This is a genomic window from Vibrio sp. THAF64 (genome assembly GCF_009363455.1).
In the GTDB taxonomy this organism is placed as follows: domain Bacteria; phylum Pseudomonadota; class Gammaproteobacteria; order Enterobacterales; family Vibrionaceae; genus Vibrio; species Vibrio coralliilyticus.
In genome coordinates this window covers 38,298-58,209 of sequence record NZ_CP045356.1, presented here as the reverse complement: position 1 = coordinate 58,209, position 19,912 = coordinate 38,298, and the positions used below count along the sequence as shown (strand labels likewise).

Annotated in this window: 14 protein-coding genes; 2 read left to right on the top strand and 12 right to left on the bottom strand. The window is 44.4% G+C overall.

Going from position 1 to position 19,912, the window contains the following annotated elements; all coding sequences use genetic code 11:
• Positions 1-40: 40 nt before the first annotated feature.
• The 6 genes from FIU99_RS16795 to FIU99_RS16770 form a co-directional block, all read right to left on the bottom strand.
• A complete protein-coding gene (locus tag FIU99_RS16795) occupies positions 41-388 on the bottom strand; it encodes a phasin family protein (RefSeq protein WP_006961111.1) in 348 nt (115 codons plus the stop codon).
• Between the two features lie 59 nt (positions 389-447).
• On the bottom strand, positions 448-1,656 hold the full coding sequence (locus FIU99_RS16790) for an acetyl-CoA C-acetyltransferase (protein WP_045985178.1): 1,209 nt from the start codon (positions 1,654-1,656) through the stop codon (positions 448-450).
• A gap of 11 nt (positions 1,657-1,667) precedes the next feature.
• The gene (locus FIU99_RS16785) at positions 1,668-2,408 is read right to left on the bottom strand and encodes an SDR family oxidoreductase (protein WP_006961113.1); all 741 of its coding nucleotides are present in this window, start codon (positions 2,406-2,408) and stop codon (positions 1,668-1,670) included.
• A gap of 637 nt (positions 2,409-3,045) precedes the next feature.
• Positions 3,046-6,108 carry an efflux RND transporter permease subunit gene (locus FIU99_RS16780; RefSeq protein WP_099608294.1) on the bottom strand — a complete coding sequence of 1,021 codons (3,063 nt, stop codon included), beginning with the start codon at positions 6,106-6,108 and terminating at the stop codon, positions 3,046-3,048.
• Positions 6,105-7,160: an efflux RND transporter periplasmic adaptor subunit gene (locus FIU99_RS16775; protein WP_152472407.1), complete on the bottom strand. Its 1,056-nt coding sequence runs from the start codon at positions 7,158-7,160 to the stop codon at positions 6,105-6,107. Before FIU99_RS16775 ends, FIU99_RS16780 begins: the two co-directional genes overlap by 4 nt.
• Before the next feature lies 1 nt (position 7,161).
• Positions 7,162-8,238: an efflux RND transporter periplasmic adaptor subunit gene (locus FIU99_RS16770; protein WP_152472406.1), complete on the bottom strand. Its 1,077-nt coding sequence runs from the start codon at positions 8,236-8,238 to the stop codon at positions 7,162-7,164.
• 186 nt (positions 8,239-8,424) lie between these two features.
• Between FIU99_RS16770 and FIU99_RS16765 the strand changes: the two genes are divergently transcribed.
• Entirely contained in the window at positions 8,425-9,156 is a 732-nt protein-coding gene (locus tag FIU99_RS16765; protein ID WP_099608292.1) for a TetR/AcrR family transcriptional regulator, read from the top strand.
• A 14-nt stretch (positions 9,157-9,170) separates the two neighbouring features.
• Positions 9,171-10,178: a substrate-binding domain-containing protein gene (locus tag FIU99_RS16760; protein ID WP_152472405.1), complete on the top strand. Its 1,008-nt coding sequence runs from the start codon at positions 9,171-9,173 to the stop codon at positions 10,176-10,178.
• A 55-nt stretch (positions 10,179-10,233) separates the two neighbouring features.
• Here the strand turns inward: FIU99_RS16760 and FIU99_RS16755 are convergent, their stop codons facing one another.
• From FIU99_RS16755 to tssK, 6 genes are all read right to left on the bottom strand, one after another.
• On the bottom strand, positions 10,234-11,811 hold the full coding sequence (locus FIU99_RS16755; protein WP_152472404.1) for a glycoside hydrolase: 1,578 nt from the start codon (positions 11,809-11,811) through the stop codon (positions 10,234-10,236).
• Between the two features lie 56 nt (positions 11,812-11,867).
• Positions 11,868-12,821, bottom strand: a complete 954-nt coding sequence (locus tag FIU99_RS16750) for a hypothetical protein (protein ID WP_006961122.1) — start codon at positions 12,819-12,821, stop codon at positions 11,868-11,870.
• A 25-nt stretch (positions 12,822-12,846) separates the two neighbouring features.
• Positions 12,847-14,199: a melibiose:sodium transporter MelB gene (gene melB, locus FIU99_RS16745; protein ID WP_006961123.1), complete on the bottom strand. Its 1,353-nt coding sequence runs from the start codon at positions 14,197-14,199 to the stop codon at positions 12,847-12,849.
• Between the two features lie 80 nt (positions 14,200-14,279).
• A complete protein-coding gene (locus FIU99_RS16740; RefSeq protein ID WP_039952109.1) occupies positions 14,280-17,327 on the bottom strand; it encodes a beta-galactosidase in 3,048 nt (1,015 codons plus the stop codon).
• Positions 17,328-17,798: 471 nt separating this feature from the next.
• On the bottom strand, positions 17,799-18,590 hold the full coding sequence (gene icmH, locus FIU99_RS16735; protein WP_006961128.1) for a type IVB secretion system protein IcmH/DotU: 792 nt from the start codon (positions 18,588-18,590) through the stop codon (positions 17,799-17,801).
• Positions 18,587-19,912: a type VI secretion system baseplate subunit TssK gene (tssK, locus tag FIU99_RS16730; RefSeq protein WP_039952110.1), complete on the bottom strand. Its 1,326-nt coding sequence runs from the start codon at positions 19,910-19,912 to the stop codon at positions 18,587-18,589. The genes icmH and tssK overlap by 4 nt, the downstream gene beginning before the upstream one ends.

Here is a 19,912-nt window from a genome sequence, read left to right as displayed (position 1 = left end):
GGAAAAAATGCCGCCTTTCGGCGGCACAAACAAGTCAGTGTTATGCGGGAGTCACTGTCTTAAGGTTTTCCGTTGTTAGCTGATCAACGTCATCTTTGAACTCTTTAGCAATAGACTGAAGCTTGTTGCTGTCGTCCATCATTTGCTGAGAAAGCTTAGTTAGAACTGAAAGCTGCTGGCTGTTGAATGCAGTTAGAGAAGTCACGTCTTTGATTTCACTTGCCGCTTTCATTTGAGTCAGACCCATTTCGCTGTATGTGCGAATCGCATTCAGTTGAAGTTCAGTCATGACTTCAACATTCTTAGTCACAAGTTTGTTGAACTTCACGTATGGTTCTAGGCTCTTTTCAGTTTGGTCTGTGAAAGATTTGAAAAAATCAGTGTACATAGTCTTACTCCTGGGTTAATTCCATTTTAATTTAGCGAAAATTCAGGCTCGAATTGAATTTAAGCGATTGATTTAATAACTACTGCAGTTCCCATACCACCACCAACACATAGTGAAGCGACACCATAAGTACCGTTACTTCTGTTAAGTTCGTGAACAAGGGAAACCAAAATACGGTTACCTGATGCACCTAGAGGGTGACCAAGAGCAATCGCACCGCCATTTACATTGGCTTTATCTAAAATCGAAGAAACGGATACATCGTGTTCTTGCGCTAGCTTATGGATGACACCGAGTGCTTGAGCAGCAAACGCTTCATTCAATTCATAAACATTGACATCATCTGTTGTGATTTCTGCTTTGCTCAGTGCTTGAGTCACAGCTTCTACCGGACCCAATCCCATGATTTCAGGGTTTAGTCCAGACTGCGCGTAACTTGCAATCTCAGCAATAGGTTGCAAACCATGCTTCTGAACCGCACTTTCACTCGCAACAATAATCGCGCTCGCACCGTCGTTAATACCAGACGCATTACCAGCAGTAACAGTGCCTTCTTTTTCGAAAGCAGGACGTAGCTTCTCTAAACCGCTCAACGTTGCATTCGCTTTCGGATATTCATCCGTGTCAAAAACAATCGTTTCTTTGCGTTTTTTCACGTCAACAGCAACGATTTCATCCACAAATTTACCTGCCTCAATCGCCGCAACGGCTTTCATTTGGCTTGCAAGTGCGTATTCATCCTGCTGTTCACGGTTGATCCCTACTTCGCGAGCAACGTTCTCAGCTGTTTTGCCCATATGGTATTGATTAAAAACATCAGTCAATCCATCGTTGATGAGCAGATCCGTTAGATTCATGTTGCCCATCTTGTGTCCGTCGCGAATGTTGCTAGGCACAATGAAAGGAATCTGGGACATCACTTCAACGCCTGCCGCAACCACGACAGAAGCATCACCAGATCGAATGTGACTAACCGCATCCATAACCGTTTTCATACCGCTGCCACACACCATATTGAGTGTGTAAGCAGGTACTGATTCTGGAATACCAGCATAGAGAGCAGCCTGGCGGCCAATACCCATACCTTGTCCGGCACCTACGACGTTACCAACGATAACTTCGTCCACTAGCTCAGGGGCAACTTTACCTTGCTCCAAAGCGGCTTTAATCGCAATTGAGCCTAGATTTCCTGCTGAAATGTCTTTTAACGTTCCGCCAAATGAACCAATTGGCGTGCGCTTAGCTGCAACAATATAAACTTTTTCCATCTCATTCATCCTTAATGCATGTATAAGCCGCCATTTACAGACAGTGTCTCGCCTGTAATGTATGCACCCGCATCGCTCACTAAGAAGGAAACTGACTTAGCAATTTCTTCCGGTGTTGCGAGGCGTTTCATTGGGATTTGAGCTTTGATTGATTCAAGTACTTCTGGCTTCATTTGCTCAACCATAGGAGTACCTGTATATCCAGGAGCAACAACATTGACCGTCACACCGCTTCTCGCACCTTCTGCGGCAAGCGCTTTGGAGAACCCAATCATGCCTGCTTTTGCAGCCGAGTAGTTTGTTTGACCAAACTGACCTTTTAGGCCATTCACTGAAGAGATATTGATAACGCGCCCGTTGCCTTTTTCACACATAGCAGCAAACAGTGGCTGCGTAACGTTGAACAAGCTGTTTAGGTTTGTTTCAATGACTTCTTTCCAAGCCGATGCTGTCATCTTTTTAAACACGCCATCACGAGTGATACCTGCGTTATTTACAACGACATCGATAGTCCCTTCCTCTTCTAACAAAAGAGCTAAACGTTCAGCACACTGCTCAGTATTGGTTACATCCAATTCGAACAAGCGAACTTGATCTTCATTGAATTCTTTATCGTTAAACCAATCTAAAGCACACTGATAGTTACCAGTAAAATAGGTAGCAATTACACGATAACCATCGTTAACTAGTTGAGAAGAAATTGCAGAACCAATTCCGCCTTTTGATCCCGTGATCAAAGCGACTTTTTTCATTAAGAGACTCCATTCTTAACAGCAATTAAAATAATTTATTCGCCATTAACCGGTGCCAACAATAAGCACCAACCAACGTTATTAATAATACTTAAATAAGGAACTTTCCGTCCTCGTTCTGTTAATTAAAACTAATGTCTTAATGTTACAGTTCAAATACTTTTTGAGTTTAGTTGCATAATGTTGAACAAGATCTCATAAGGAATGTAATGTTATATAGTTGTTAATCCCATATATCTTATTGTTTTATAAGGATAAAATTTAAACTCTTCTTTTATCAGCAATAGCTAAAACACTGTTTTAACTTCACTTTTCGTCGTTTGCACCTATTTCATCAATCTTTATCACCTTTTAAAACGTAATTATTTTCGTTACAGATAGGTTTACGTTTACATGACAAAAGAATCATTTCGTTATTAGACTTTGGTTTAACTATGCAATCCATTGCAATTTATAATATGGTTAATTAAATCGATAAGTTCATGTTAATTTTAATATATATATCGATTGACGTTATTTATACTAAGGTCTAGCCAAATCGGCGAATTCTGTACTTACTTTATAAAATAAAGACATAAAAAAACCCGGTAAAAATTACCGGGTTGGCCAATATCGAATCGAATTTCTATCCGTGAATTTATCCGGCAGTGGATGGTTTGATTCGGTAGAAAATGGCAAACAGAACTGGTACTACGATCAGTGTTAATACCGTAGCAAATCCCAAACCAGCCATTATTGTTATTGCCATCGAGCCAAAGAAAGCATCGAATACAAGTGGAATCATCCCTAATATCGTTGTCAGTGCGGCCATACTTACCGGGCGTACACGAGATATCGCACTATCAAATACAGCTTGGTAAGGGTCCTTACCCGACTCAAGCTCAATATTAATTTGGTCTAGTAGAACAATGCCATTTTTCAGAATCATGCCACTTAAGCTCAGCAAACCAAGGAAAGCAGTAAAGCTAAACGGCATATCTGTCGCCAGTAAGCCTATCGAGACACCGATGATTGACAGTGGAACTGTGAACCAAATAACCAGTGGTTTACGCAGTGAGTTAAATAGGAACATGGTGATAATGAACATCAGCATGTAACCCATCGGCAATGAACCAAACAAGGCTTCTTGTGCATCCTTAGATGACTCATATTCCCCGCCCCAGCTAATGCTGTATCCTTCAGGTAAGCTCATTGCCTGTACTTTAGGCTGAATACGAGCAAATAGACTTGCCGCAGTTTCATTACCTAACACATCATGATCAGCCAATACGGTTAAAGTACGTTTACGATCACGACGCTGAATCAGCGGTTCTTGCCATTGAAGGCTTACCCCATCAATCACCTGATCCACTGGGATATATGTCTGCAGTGACGGGCTCCAAATCTTCACATTGGCCAAGGATTCGAAATCAACGCGTTCTTCTTCTGGCAAACGAGCTATAATCGGCAGCATATGCGTTCCATCACGCAACAAGCCAATTGGAGTTCCACCAAATGCCATTTGCAAAGTGTTGGATACATCTTCTTTTGAGATGCCTAAACGACGGGCTTTTGACTCATTAAACTGAGGCACTAGCTCCTTGGTACGTTCACGCCAGTCGTGACGAACATTTCGTGCTCCAGGATCAGCCAGTAAAATGTCTTCAACCTTAGCCGCAATCGAACGTAGAGTCTGAGGGTCTGGACCAGTGATCCGTGCTTCAATCTTGGACGCCGGTGACGGGCCAAACTCCATCAACTTGAACTGGAATGTGGGCTGATTGAACTGAACTGAAAGTTCTCTATCAAGCTCCTCCAGAAGCGAGAACATCACTTCTCGATCTGTCGTTCGAACTTGAAGCTGAGTATACGCTTCGTAACTTTTCTCAGGCTGATAAGTCAGCGCGAATCGCTGCAAGCCTTGGCCTGTTGTGGTGGTTACAAATTCAACATTGTCTTTAGCACGAATGTACTGTTCCACCTTCTTCGTTTCTTCAACAGTTTTACGAATGTCCGTCCCTTCTGGCATCCACATATCTACGTAAAACATGGGGGTGTTTGAAGGTGGGAAGAATGATTGCTTGACCATGCCAAAACCAATTACAGCAACCACGAGCAGTCCAACCATGCTGGCGACAGTTAACCAACGAAAACGAAGCGCGAATTTTAAGCACGCACCAAAAACGGTAAACAAGATTCCTTTGTAAGGATCAACGTCTTCAGCGTCAGCATTCGTTTCATTTTCCTTGAGCATTAAATCCGCAAGGAAAGGGGTCAGCGTGAGAGCCGTGATCCAGCTTAGGAATAGTGAGAAACATAGCACCCAAAACAGAGAGCCCATAAACTCACCAGTCGCATCCTGAGACAGGCCAATTGGAGCAAATGCAGTAATAGCAATAACTGTGGCACCTAGTAGCGGCCACTGAGTCTGTTTGACAATATCAACAGCTGCTTGAAGTTTAGTCTTGCCCTTCTTAAGTCCGACCAATATCCCTTCAACGACAACAATGGCGTTATCCACCAGCATACCCAAGGCGATTATCAGCGCACCTAGGGAAATACGGTGTAATTCCACATCATACTGCTTCATTAAAATGAACGTACCAAATACGGTCAGTAAAAGCACAGCACCAATGATAAGGCCACTACGTAATCCCATGGCGAAAAGCAAAACGATGATAACGATCGCAACGGCCTGCCCTAGGCTGATAATGAAATCATTGACTGAATTATCGACTTCTGCGGACTGATTGTAGAAATAATTAATTTCTACGCCTGCTGGCTTAATGTTTTCCAATTCCGCAAGTTCCGCTTGAATCGCGTTCCCTACCTCGACAACATTGACACCAGATCCAAAAGAGATCGCTAGATTGATTGCTGGTTTACCGTTGTATGTCAGTACGTTAGAAGGTTTGTCTTGAATTCCTCGTGACACGGTCGCCACGTCTTTCAAACGAATCAGGTTACCCGTATCGCGGCCGTGGATAATGAGGTCTTCCAACTCCTGTTCCGAGCTCATAGTTCCGTTTGGTCGAATCGTTAGTGACTGGCCATTGACCATCACATCACCAGCGGACTGTACACTGTTTTGCTGACTTAACAGGCCAACCACGGTGTTCATATCCAGATTAAGGGCAGCGAGTCTTTCCAGCGAAACTTCGACGAACAATTGTTCCTGCTGATCACCTGAAATAGTTACCTTGCCGACACCATCAACTAATTCCAGCTCACGGCTCAAATAGTCAGCATAACGTTTTAGCTCGATATAATCGTAGCCATCTCCAGTTAGCATCAACATGACGCCATATACATCACCAAAGTCGTCAATGATCTGGATAGAGTTCACGCCACTTGGCAACGATGGTTGAAGATCATAGATTTTACGGCGCATTTCATCCCAGATTTGTGGCAATTCGTCCGGGCCGTATTCCATTTCCATGCTGACCATAATTTGTGACATGCCATTGGAAGACGTGGATGTGATCTTGTCGATATAAGGCAGCTTTCGAATTTCTTTCTCAAGCGGGTATGTTAATTCTTCCTCGACTTCCTGTGAGGTAGCCCCCGGGTACGTAGATATGATCATCGCATCTTTAATGGTGAACGCAGGGTCTTCCAAACGACCAAGATCCATAAATGACGTGTAGCCACCCACCGCCAAAATGACCAGAAATAGCCAACTAATGACTTTGTTTTTTATTGAATACTCCGCAATGCTCACTGCTGCGCTCCTTTAATTTCCATGCCTTCACGCAGCTTGCGTAAGTTAGAGTTAATAATGATGTCACCAGTATCGACGCCTCCTGAAATTAACGCGCCAGAGCCGTTAATCTGGCTCACCGAAATGGGATAACGATGTGCAATATTGTCTTCCAACTTCCATGCAAAAAAGTCCTGTGGATTAAAGCCTGTATCAACCGCTGTCATTGGCAATTGATAACCTTGAATGGTGTTGAGACCAGCCTTAACCAGATCGACTGAGACTTGCACACTCGTACCCGGCAAAATACGTTGCTCAATCTGAGGCATAGACAGCCAGAACTCATACGTTTGGCTATCTGGGTGCAGTTCACTCGTGTGCTCCAAATAAGACACGGTGTAAGTTCCATCATGACCCGCAAAAGTTGCTGTTGGCTGATATCTTTCTGAACTCAACTCGGGTTTGAGCATTGCTAGGACGGTATCCGACACGTTGAGTTTGACGTAAACTTTTTCGTCTTGATAAATGGAGACAACCATTTCACCGGGGCTGGTGTTCTCAAACTTTTGCTTGTCTACGCTAGACACCACACCATCAAACGGTGCTTTTAGACGCGTATAAACCACTCTGAGTTTGGCAGTACCTAAGTTCGCTTCTGCTAGTTTGAAACTTGCACTTAACTCATCAAGGTCAGCACTTGAGATCATTTTGTTGTGTCTTAATTCCTGACCACGCTTAAACTGCTTTAGTGCCAGCTCGTATTTGGCCTGAGCATCGGTAAGGTTTTGTTTTGCTTTCGCATCATCAAGAATCGCAACGACCTGTCCCTTTGTGACATTGTCACCTTCCTGAACCAGAATCGAAGATATCTCGCCATCAAGTCGGAAAGATAAAGGGGTCAGCTCAGCGGGCATCACCTGACCATTGAAGCTTCTATGTTGACTGGTGAGAGGCGAGCCAACTTCAAATGTATCAACTCGTAGTTCATTTTTTTCTCTGTGTTCCACAGATGGTTTACATGCCACAAGACCTAAAACAGAGAGCGCAATGATTGAGGCTTTAAACATTTTCATATCAGATGCCTCCCTCTCTAATCCAAGCTTTAACCTGCTGACCAGAGGCCAATTTGTCTACGCCAGCTTCTACAATCAGGTCGCCTTTCTCCAACCCGGAGATAACGTCACCATGTTCATCTAGCGTTACTTGAATTTGTTGGATGGTCTGATTTTCAGAATTAAATCGATACAAAAGTCCAGTCGTATCGTGCTTTGAAATCCACGCAGAAGGCGCAATTTTTATCGTCGCTTTCTTCTCATCATTAACCAAGCGAACTTGGCCCGTCATTCCAGGTAATAGGTTTAATTCTTGTGGTCGTTGAATCGTGACGCTGGCGCTGTAACTGTTGGTATCAACGTCAGGTTGCGTGGAAATCTCTTTGAACTCAGAAGGAATATCGACATCGCGATGACTGTCCATAGAGACTGTGAGTGTCGAAGCGCTGAACTTGTCTAATCCATATTGCTCGGTGTAAGTCACAGGTACGGTGAAAACAACATCCATGACACTGTTATCGATAAGGTTTAGGATCGGTTGGTTTGCACCAACTACTTGATGTTCTTTGGCAAAGGTAATGGATACAACACCATCAAAAGGAGCAGTAATACGGGTATAGTTTAGATCTGTGACAGCCTGTTCATAGGCAGCTTTGGCCGCTTTGTACTGGGTCTCTGTCTGGTCAAAATCATCCGTACTGATCAGCTTTTTTGAGTACAATTGATCTGCACGATTAAAGGCTGTCTTAGCTAAACTGTATTCGGCCTGACGAGCATCCAACGCGAGCTGATAATCATTAGGGTCCAAAATAGCAAGCACATCCCCTTTCTCAACCATACTTCCCATCTTTACGTTAAGGCTCTCAATTTCTCCTGCGACTTGAAAAGAGAGTGCAGCTCGGTCAGTGGCATCGATTTTGGCAATGAAGGAATCGACCTGGCTTAGGGTTACATCCGGCACTTCCATCAACTTCACTGGTGTCACAACGGGTGTTGTCACTTCTGATACGGCTTTATTACAGCCAACCAGCGTCAACCCAATCGCACTTGCGATCAAAAGCTTTGCTGATGGCCTCATTCTGAATGCAGATTTGATCATGTGGTGATCTCATTTTAATTTTATTACACAGTTGTGCAGTATATGGATAATATAAGCGAGATCAATGTTTATTTTCCATGTGTGCAGTATAATTTTTTGGTATGCTTGTTTTATAAGTGACGTATGAGATGAAAAGCGATTCGATTTCTGTTAGAAATACCGCGTCGTAAGCAATTGAACGAGAAAATGACTGAAAGAAAGCAAGGCCGCCGAAGCGCCCAAGATGCAGAAAAGACAAAATGTGAAATCATGAAAGTCGCGACAGAGCTCTTTTGTGAGCTAGGTTATGAACGCGTGTCACTTCGTAACATCAGCGAAAAAGCCGGAGTTTCGCATAGCTTGATCAGGCATCATTTTGGTAGCAAAGAGAAAATCTGGTACGCGATTAGCGATAGCCTGCACTGTTATATGGAGACCTATATCCATACTATCGTTGAGAACATGCCAAAAGACATCACCGCCAACGTTAAGCTTTATCTGTTCTCTGTTCGCCTACTCGCGCACCTGTTGACCTTTAAGCAACCCATCCAGTTGATTGCGGATGCCGTCCGTCAAGAAGATACGCTATTCGACTATTTCATCGATAACTCAGGTGAATTAGAAGATATGGTCAACCGCATCGCTGATGACTATAACGAGGCTTTTCCTCAAACTCCGGTTAAAATCTGGGAAATCAAATGGCAGATGATCATGTTTGCCCATGGTGCAGCCAGCCTCGGGCCGTTTATGCGCGAAACGTGGAGCGATGAGACCCGGGACTATCAGCAATGCTTGCTCAATCATTGGAGTATGTTTAACCAGATGATGGCATGCCGCTTTCAAGTTCCTCAAGCCTATATTCTTTCACCGGGTAAGGTTGAAGATTTGATCTTTGACGTCCCTTGTGAAGCATCTGAAGAATCCTTAACAACTGAATAAACCATTCAACGACTATGGCCAACATTCGAGATGTAGCAAAAGAAGCAAAGCTATCTGTTGCTACTGTATCAAGAGTCATTAATAAGCTTCCTCATACTAGCCAAGCAGCGATTGACGCCGTCCATACAGCGATGGAGAAGCTAAATTATCGCCCCAATGCCAATGCTCGCGCTTTGGTGAGCAAATCCTCGCCATCCATTGGGGTTTTAGTTGCCGATGTATCAAACCCTTTTTACGGTGCGATGGTACAAGCGATTGATGAAGTCGCCCGTGAATATAAGAAGCATATTCTGATCACCCATGGTTATCACAATGAAGCGTATGAGCGGGAGGCGATTGAGCTCCTCATTAACAATCGTTGTGACTCGCTGGTGATTCACAGTAAAGGATTATCTGATCAGGAGCTAATCAAGTTCTCTCAAGAGATCCCCGGCCTGATCATCATTAACCGTTTCATTCCAGAAATTGCAGAACGATGCGTGGCCTTGGACAACGTCAAAGGCAGCAGTTTAGCCCTCAATCACTTGTTACGTGCTGGCCACGAAAAAATTGGTTATCTTGCGTCTTCACATCAAATTGAGGACTCAGCTTATCGCAAACAAGGCTATCGCTCAGAGCTAGAAAAACATGGCCTATCCTATTCGGGTAGCCTGGTTGCTGCGGGCGAACCTGATGAACTAGGTGGTGCAGAGGCGATGAGAAACCTGCTAGCGAAAAACGTCCCGTTTACCGCCATCGCAACCTACAACGATTTGATGGCGGCCGGCGCGATAAAGGTACTGACGGAAAACAACATACGCGTACCGGAAGATGTTTCTGTCATAGGGTTCGATGATTCTTCTATTGCCAGTTATTTGTCCCCTACGCTGACAACAGTTCGCTACCCGATTCAAATCATGGCCAGTCACGCAGCAAGACTTGCTATCCATCTCGCAGAAAAAAGCCCTTACGAGCACGATAAGCACCTGTATGTGCCGACACTTGTTGTTCGCCATTCAGTCAAAAAGCAGTCCTCTGTATAAAGAAAAGCCCCGCTATGCTGTCAAAACATAGCGGGGCTTTTTGTTTACTTAACGCCTAGAGATTAGCGACAAATGTGACCGTAGAACGAGCCGGCACTTGATATTCATCACCTTGCTTCTCTAATTCAATTAAAGCTAAGTTGTGCTCTGAGTTCGTCACGTATGTCTGGTACGTAGCTTCACTTTGAGACCCTTCAAGGTCAATAGAAACGGCTTCGGCACTATCACCTGCATTCACTGCAACCACCACAAGCTTATCTTTCTCAGGGCTCACATAGGCTGACGTCATCAGCCCTTTAAGTTCATCCGGCCCATCAAGCTCTACACGCTGATAGCCCGGGCGAATAAAGCGACTGAAGTTACCGACCGTCCACATCATTTTTGAATCTTGCACGGTATCAGATTCCAATGATGGATCGATCTTAATCATACCGTCCTTATAATCGTATGGCGTCAGCCCCAACCACCAATGCCAAGCAGATGCGTTCAGTCGTGTTAGATCACGATGAATGATGCGACCCACATGCAGCGCATAATCCATATCATTCACATCGAACCCATGACCATCAAAGTTTCTCGCAAGCCCTGCATCGCCAAGAATGCTCATCTCACTCATCCATATCTCTGCATCCGGAGAAACCGATTTTAGGTTGCCGTAAGTCATCTCTCTAAGTTTTTCTAGTCGGTCTGGCCAAGCATCAGAGAAGTAGCCATGCACGGAGATCTGGTTACCGATAATGTCGCGAATCTCAGGGTCACCAAGTAATTCATCAATGTAATTGCGGTACAAGCCTACACCACGAGCATTCATACCGTTAGTTTGAGATGAGCCATCAAAATTACGCTTGTAGGCATCCTTGAGTGCAGCAGTAAACTCCACCACCTCGCCACCATCAATGTGAACATCATTTCGGATACCAGCATCTGCGAGTTTTTTATCTAGGCTACGATATACCGCTTTGACTTCTTCCATGTTATAGCGGTTTCCTTCTTGGGTTTGCCCTTCCCATTCCCAAGTTGGCTCGTTGATTGGACTAACGTAATTGACTGGCACACCCACTTCATCACTGCGAAGGTAAGTCAATACATCAACCAAAAAGTCAGAAAATTCATCCACTTTATCCGCTTTAAGGTTTGTTGAACCCACACCGTCGGCTGCCGTTGGATGAGTTAAGCCGTTTTTCGTCAGATAGTGAGGTGGACTATTCGCAAACGCAATAAAGTTGTCTACACCACGCTGATGCGCTTCCTGCATAAACCGGATTTGTCCTTGCTGCTTTGTGCTATCAATACCAGCACCCGATTCTGGGACCAGTAACTCGGCTCTTCGCATTGGATCACGGATAAAGCTACCGTCACCCTGCCCCGCACTGCCTGCACCAATGTTAAACCGCCAAGCTGACAACCCAATACCCTTCTCGGTAGAAAAAAGTAAATCCGCCAAGTGATCAATAGCCTTTTGATCGCCTTCAGCCTGCCACTTATTAATAGTCGGATTAATTGACCATGCATCAGACGCACCAAAACTATGAATGGTTTGCTTAGTATTATTTAATTCAACATCCAGTGTTTGGGCCGCAAGTGTCCCTGACAGTACACAACTCACTGCCATAGATAACAATATTCTCTTCATGCCTATCTCAATATATTTTATTAATTAGAAAAGATAATAGAAATTAAATATGAAAATTAGAATGATCGACGATAGCCAACTTTAAAGAAGAAATAATCATCTTCCCATTGCTTTTGACTCCAATCTTGTTCAAAGTTTTCTTTATCTTCGGTTTGATAATATGTTTCAAAGACGAATTTAGACTTGTCATCAATTTTATAATCACCCCAAAGACCAGCACGAACTCTTAACTCATCTTTATCGCCATAATTGACGCTTTCTGCCTGGCGATAAAAAGTATATCGAACAAACGGTGTAACCGTGAGGTCGTCGAAAGTCTGGGTGTAATTTACACGAATTTGCCACTCAACCCTTTTTTCTTCTTCCCAAGCTCGGTTATCTCCTTCGTAACCATTTTGTTTGCTTACTTCACTATACAATGTCGTCTGAAGCGTCTTATCGTATGAGAGACGTGTCCGCAGTCCAAAATCTATTTCATGATAATAGTCCGTGTAGCCTGTACGAAGATCGTTATTTGCTTCGTCCTGACAACCATTATCTCCCACACAGTCCGTACCTCGAGGCCTGTTTCTCACGCCTACCGGAGCAATAAAGCCGTCCAGAATGAGGTCATAATCTTCCGTCAAGTAATAAGCCATATTGTTATAGAAGCGATATTCAGTCCGGCGTGTGTCGTTGGCATACATCTCATTACGAATCTGGAATTTAGGCCCCCACCAGAAATCTTCGTAGCCTTCTGACCAACCAATGGCAACGTCCTGTCTCGCTCGGTTGTTCCACGTACGCTCATCGCTTTCTATCATATGACGATAGCTAAAGTTGGCGTAAAGAAACATCGACGATTCTTCAATGGGATTAAATTCCATCGCAATATAGGGCATGGTATTGGTTCGTTGTTCTTGTTCGCGCCAATCTTCATATTCATTGCCAAGTTCAATATAACCAGCAATACCAAATGATGAGAATACTACCGCTGCACATGCCAAAATGGCTGTGTTATTTATTTTCATATTTGACCTTTAGTATTGGATATAATTAAGTAGAAGAAATTTCTTTAAGAACCATATTTTGGTAATCACCGTTTAGGCGATAACTTCTCTTATAAATATAAGCGCTGAGCAAAACTAATAATGTTGGTATACCAATCATTAGTGCACGTAAACCTAATATTGTTTCGTCACTCTGCTCTACATTCGGTACATAACCAATTGCTGTCAGGCCAATACCTACGAAGAACCCTGATAATGCACCGGCAAACTTAACCAACATCGTTTGGATGGAGAAGATGATGCTTTCGCTACGATGACCAGTTTTGTATTCGCCATAATCCACCACATCCGCCAACATAACCGTCGACAGCCCATTAGACAAACCGCCGCCAAACTTCAGCGCCGCACCCGCAATTCCTACCAAAATGCCGTTCTCAGGCGCAAATAGCCCGGTCAGCGCGAGAATGAGACTGCATAGTAAAGGGAATGCGCAAGCCACCAGCCACATAAATTTACGATTGATGATGTTACATAGTTTAGGGAAGAGGAATACGCCTGCAATTTCCGCCATACCTGAGACCAAAGCGAACATAGGGAACAGATCTTCACGGCCAATCGCGTAGCTAAAGTAGTATATGGCAAAGCCACCAACCAACTGAATCGCAATGTTAAATGCCAGCACTACGCCAATCAGAGACTTCAATTGATCATTCTTGCTGATGATATCTTTAACATCTTTAAACGAGAATTTTTCTGTCGAAACTTTCTTGTTCTTGATGCGCTCTTTCACATTGAAGAAGGTAATCAACGCACTCGCGATAAACGCGACGATGATCGCCATACTCAAGTACAAAAAGCCGGAACCTTTGTCTTCACCACCTAAAAAACCAACCACATATAGTCCGTACGTTCCCATAAGGGTCCAAGCACAGCTAGCAAACAAGCGCGGCCATACGACTAACTTTTCGCGTTCTACTCGTAGGGAAGACATGGAAGGAATCATAGACCAGTAAGGAATATCCATAATGGTATAAGTCACGCCCCAAAGGATGTAAGTGACCGTCGCATAGATGTACACCATGTTGTCATCAATATTGTGAGTATTGAATACCATCAATAAGAAGACGGAGTTGACTAAGGTTCCGATCACAATCCAAGGGCGGAATTTGCCGAAACGACTGCGCGTGTTATCGACAATCATGCCCATGATAGGGTCAGTTACCGCATCAACAAATCGCGCAACAAGAAACAGTGTGCCAACAAACGCTGCAGATATACCGACAACGTCTGTGTAATAGAACATTAGAAAAATATAGATAATGGAGCAGGCAAAATCTTTGCCTAACGCCCCTAGCCCATACGAAAACTTGGTTTGAATCGATATACTACCTTCAGACATATAAGGCTCCTTAGCCTTTGCTATTGGTTTGAATTAGGGTCAGAGAATGGCCCACCTCTCATTGGAGGTGGGCTCAGTTGTTATTTCAGAGTGAACTGCCACTGATACTGTGAGCGAGTCAGACGATATTCTGGACGAACGCTTGGGGTCCACGAGTCATCGCCACCCACGCCCATATGGAAACCGTCAAAGTAAACAAACACGCCGGGTTGCTTTACAAGCTCATGGGTATGTTTCGCTTGCGTCAACTGTTGTTGACCAAATTGGCTGATACTGAAGTGGAACCTTCCATTGATTTCAATACCACCAACCAGCAGCCTCTCGGTATCGCAGCGCAATCCATTGTCTGAAGGGAAGATATATGGGGTATGCATATCGGTGACAGGCAACTCCCATCGCCCGTGATCTGCGCTCAACTTGCGATCAGGGTAATTTTCATGCGGTCCTAAACCTAGCCAAGCGACCTTGTCAGGAGTCTCAGTTAATTGCAGGCATGCTCCCACACGAGGCAATGGTGGCAGAGAATCATCAACATCAACACGAACGGAAATGTCGACCTCCCCAGCTTGAGCAAAACAGTATGACCAAATTGAAGTAAGCACGAGTTTGTCATCAGCATAGTAAGCGTGTCTGACAATTACTTCGCCCATGACCGCGTTCACCTCGACGCCTTGGCAGCGGTGCTGCAGGTCAAACAACCCCGCGTTTTGCCAGCGAACCATCCACGCGTTAGGGTCTTGCCTGTCTACTTCACTGACGCCAATGTCATTGTCTAACGGCGCGCGGAAAAAATTATCTTGCAACGGTGATAGCAGCATTTCACGGTTAGATTTTTTCCAACTTTCAATAACACCTGTCGTTGAGTCGATAAACCATTCATTCTCCGCAGCGGTTACTAGCAAACCTTGATTTTGCTGTGTGAACATTGCAGGCGTGAACGTAACATGTGTTATTGATTCAACGTGTAGTCGCTTGCCAATAGCCATCTGTTCTTGGGCGACAATATGGCCTGCGTCTGCCCAGGACGTCGCCTGTTTATGACGAATTGCAACATTTAGGTGGCAATTAGACGTAGGAAGTTGGAAGCTGGAGTCAAGCTCTAGCACACACGTTTCTTTTGCTTCAAGTGAGAGTTCCAGCTCCCCACTGTGAACAGTTTCGCCACAATCGCCAATAACTACCCAGTCCAAACTGCAATTTGAAGTGGCAGCAAACAATAACTCACTTGTTACTTTCACTGCTAATGGGCATGTTGATACTAACTCAAACGTGTAAGGCTGCTGAGCCCGTTTAGCCTCTAATAATGTTGGATGAGGTGTTCTGTCTGGAAAAACAAGGCCGTTGATACAGAACTGACGATCATTGATGGCATCTCCAAAGTCACCACCGTAAGCCCAATAGTGCGTACCATCATCAGAGTACTTGTCGAGTCCTTGGTCTACCCAATCCCAAATAAAACCGCCTTGTAATCTAGGATGCGTCCTAAACGCTTGCCAATATTCAGCGAATCCGCCCAAACTGTTGCCCATCGCGTGCGCGTATTCACACAAAATGATTGGACGATTTTCATCCCCCATACCAAGCCACTTTTTGAGTGCTAACTTGGGCTCGTCTGTGTGCCCTTGTTGCTGATCAGCATCGGTACGAGCATACATTGGACAAACAATATCCGTCGCGGCAGTATTGGAGCCTCCCCCTTCGTACTGGACGACTCGTGATGGATCAACCCTTTTAGTCCACTGATACATAGCATCGTGATTGGAGCCATAACCAGACTCATTGCCCAATGACCAGATGATGATACTCGGATGGTTAAAATCGCGTGCAACCATACGCGTCATACGCTCTAGAAAAGCGCTTGCCCACATTGGGTCGTCTGCAATGCGTCCCATTGGCGTCATTCCGTGTGTTTCAATGTTGGCTTCATCGACGACATAAAGACCAAGACGATCACAGAGCTTGTAGAAACCTGGCTGATTTGGATAGTGTGAGCAACGCACCGCATTGAAGTTATGCTGCTTCATCAACTTCAGGTCTTGTTCGACACGTTCAAGGCTCTCTGCATGGCCTGTCGCTGGATCATGCTCATGTTTGTTAACACCCCGAATAATCAAAGCTTCGCCATTTACGCAAAGTTGGCCATCAATTACCTCGATTTTGCGGAAACCAACGTCATACGCCTCACTTTCAATGACGTTGTTGTCATTGCTTAGCAAGCTCACAACCAATCGATATAAGTGGGGCGTTTCTGCGCTCCATTTCTTTGGCTGGGAAACGGGAAGCGAAACGTGGCAGCGATCATCATAGCCTCCCTTTTCGTCAATAGGTCTTGTTCCAACAGGAGTGACTTGGGCAACCACTTCATTTTGGTCATCGAACAACACCGTCCTGACTTGCAAACCTCGGTCGCGAGTGGTCTGTACTTCGATTTCTAGCTCACCCTCTTGATAACTGTGATCAAGATTCGCGGTCACCCTTACATCTTTAATATGCTCTAAGGGCTTGTTCATCAGTCTTACAGAGCGGAAGATGCCGCTCATCCACCACATATCCTGACCTTCCATGTAGCTTCCGTCACACCAGCGCAATACCATAACGGACAAGGTATTGGTGCCTGTTGTCAAATGAGGGGTCAGGTCAAATTCAGCGGCTAGACGGCTGTCCTGAGAATAACCTACCCAAACGCCATTACACCATACGTAAAAAGCGCTGTTTACGCCTTCAAAGACAACCCGGGTAAACGACGCCTGATCCCAGCTTTGTGGCAGTTGAAAGGATGTCTGATAACAGCCGGTAGGGTTATCTTTTGGCACAAATGGGGGATTACATGGAAACGGGTATTTCACATTCGTATAGATAGGATAATCAAACCCTTGAAGTTGCCAGTTACCTGGAACGGTAATCGTCTCACCATCTAGGTTTTCTTTTGCCCAGTCAGCGGCCACATGCTCAGGTGAAGGATATAAAGCAAACTGCCAATCTCCATCCAAACTCATAATGGATGAGCTCACACGATCATAGCGCGCGTCACACTCATCTCTCCAACTGAACAGCGGAGTATGCGCCTGTAGGCGATTGTATGAAGTAAATTCTGGTGTTTCCCAATTACGAGGGCTCATTGTGTGCATGTTTCTAACCTAAGCGTTTGTTCAACTGCTTATGATCCTAACGACAGAGGCGTTTCAGCACTGTGACAACTCTCACATCAATGTAAACGTTTCCAGAAATGAAAAATTGCAGATAATTAGAATGAAACCCATCTATCACTTTGATGGATTTTTTTGAAAATCTTTAGCGAAACCTTATAAATGATTTTCTTTACAAGCACTTAAACAACACCCAGTTAAAACCACATGCACAATTAAATTTATTACACATCAAAAATAGATATCATTAGTGAATCAATTACATGTTCCAAACCACCTTGTTACAGACAGTGTTACATAAACAATTAGCAAGTTACATTTATATAGAGAATAATTAAATATCATTTAATTTCAGAGATTTAGAAGGCGGTCACACTAATTAAACGTAAAAAGCCCAAGTACAGCTGTACTCGGGCTTGAATGAAGCGTGCAACTCAAGGTTTATGTATGAACTTACTGGAAGTTGGCGAGTAGGTTTTGGAAATTAGTATCAATGATAAAATATGTTGCAGCGTACATGATGGAAAATACGATGGCTGAAACACCTAAGGTCACTCGTGGTGGAATCACCCGTTTCAAAGGTTGTTTTAGGTATTTCGCTTTTAGATTAACTAAAGACACCTTTTCATTTTCCGCCAATCTTTCATCTTTTATAAGTCGATAAATTGTATTGGCAATATCCGCCAGCTTTTCCTGCCCACGCTCTTCACGACCATATTTACCTTGAAAGCCAAGCTGAATAAGCAGATAAAGCAACTCGATAACATAACGGTAGCGTCGTGGATCTGCCTTCAGACGTTCTAAGATCGTGAAAAACTTATCACCACCTGATGTTTCATTATGAAACTCCGCCAGCAAGCTATTTTGGCTCCAATTACTGTTTGCCCCCCACTCCTGGCGACATACCGCTTCATCAATAGCGGCACATAAGCAATAGCGAATGACCAGAATAGATGCACGGTCAACTTCCATTTCATTCAGCTTGCGCTCACCTTTTCGGATCTCTCGAGCGATCTGTTCCCTAAATGGCATAGGGTCTTCTAACCATGGGATAGAAGACATACAAGACAAACTAGCAATCAACCAAGAAAACTGATCAACCAGAGGGTTAACCCCCATCTTCTCAATGTTTGGATCTTTAACCGCTATGTTTCTTGAAAGATCAGGCGCGGGCATAACCTCCATCGGTTTGCCCGGCTCAGGCTGAAACAGTACTACGGTTACATCATTATCTATGTAACTCATGCTCTAACCGCCCACAGTTGCAACGATAGGTTTGCGAAGTCACCAGAAACATGAACCGCAATCGCAGAAGCGCTCTCCAATGCTGCCCACTCTTCACTCGCTCGGTCGAGTTCAAAGTATGTATAGCCCGCATGATAAGGCAATGCACGCGGTACCACTGGCATTGGCTTGATACCGATACCTGGAAGCTGGAGATTAATGAGGTCACGGATATTATCGATAGAGCCAATCTTAGTCTGACTAACAAATTGAGTGTGCAGAATATCAAGGGTGACATCGGCTTTAACCGCAAGAATAAAGGTCGCGGATTCAACCACTTTCTTATCTGGGATAACCGCAGTACGAATGCCGAAGTTCTGCTCTTGTAATGTCAGTGGTATTGCGCGTTGTTCAGACATAACACTTAACGTGCGCTTAGCATTGTCCAGAGTACGAGACAAACAACTGGTGAGGTCACCATGATTGTACTCGATAAACTCTGGAGGCCTGCGGGATGCTGAGCAAAGTGTCGACAGCTCGCCTTCGGCTTGAAGCAAAGTACGATAAAGCGACTCGGGGTGCACGCCTTCAACACTAGAGAAGTGCCAGAATAAAGGTTCATAACGGTTGAGCGCTTGTAACAGCATAAAATCAGAGACCGTTGATACACCTTGCTGGTCAACGGTACCGAGGCGTTCGACAATCGATTCCGCGCGGTGCTTTAACATCGAAGCGAATTCATTGGTAAACTTGCTAAGGACTTCCGACGCGTTGATGTCAATACAAGTCGGAATGTAGCGATCATCAAGCACGACACTTCCATCAGGTTTTACTTCTGACACTTTGAGTATTGGAATCGCTGTGTAAGCACTACGATCCTCATCTTCGTACATTAATCGGAACTTAAGTTGACCAACTGAAATATTAGCCGTGTCTTCACTTTCGTAAACCGCATCAACGGCATCTTGCTGACGGACAAGGTAACGAGCCCCATCTTTGTCAGAGCCGAACAACTCTTCTCTTTCAGAAGGTAATGGACAACAAAGGTAAATCACTTTGTCTGTAATCGAAGGATCGACTTCCTTTACGTCTGGTACCTCAGCTAAAAGCGGCAAGTCAAAAGGTGTCTTATCTTGAAGAACACCAATTGCTCGAGTGACCGCGATCTTGCCTTGAGTCAGCAGTTCAGTGTTAATCTCAATGCGATTCACACCCCAATGCAGTGGTGTGCTGCTGGCGTACAGCATGGTGCTTAGCTTTGTCTGAGCACGATCAAATTGCTGAAAATGCTGTGGTTTCATGAACATGCCATCTTGCCACACTACAGGATTATATAATGACAT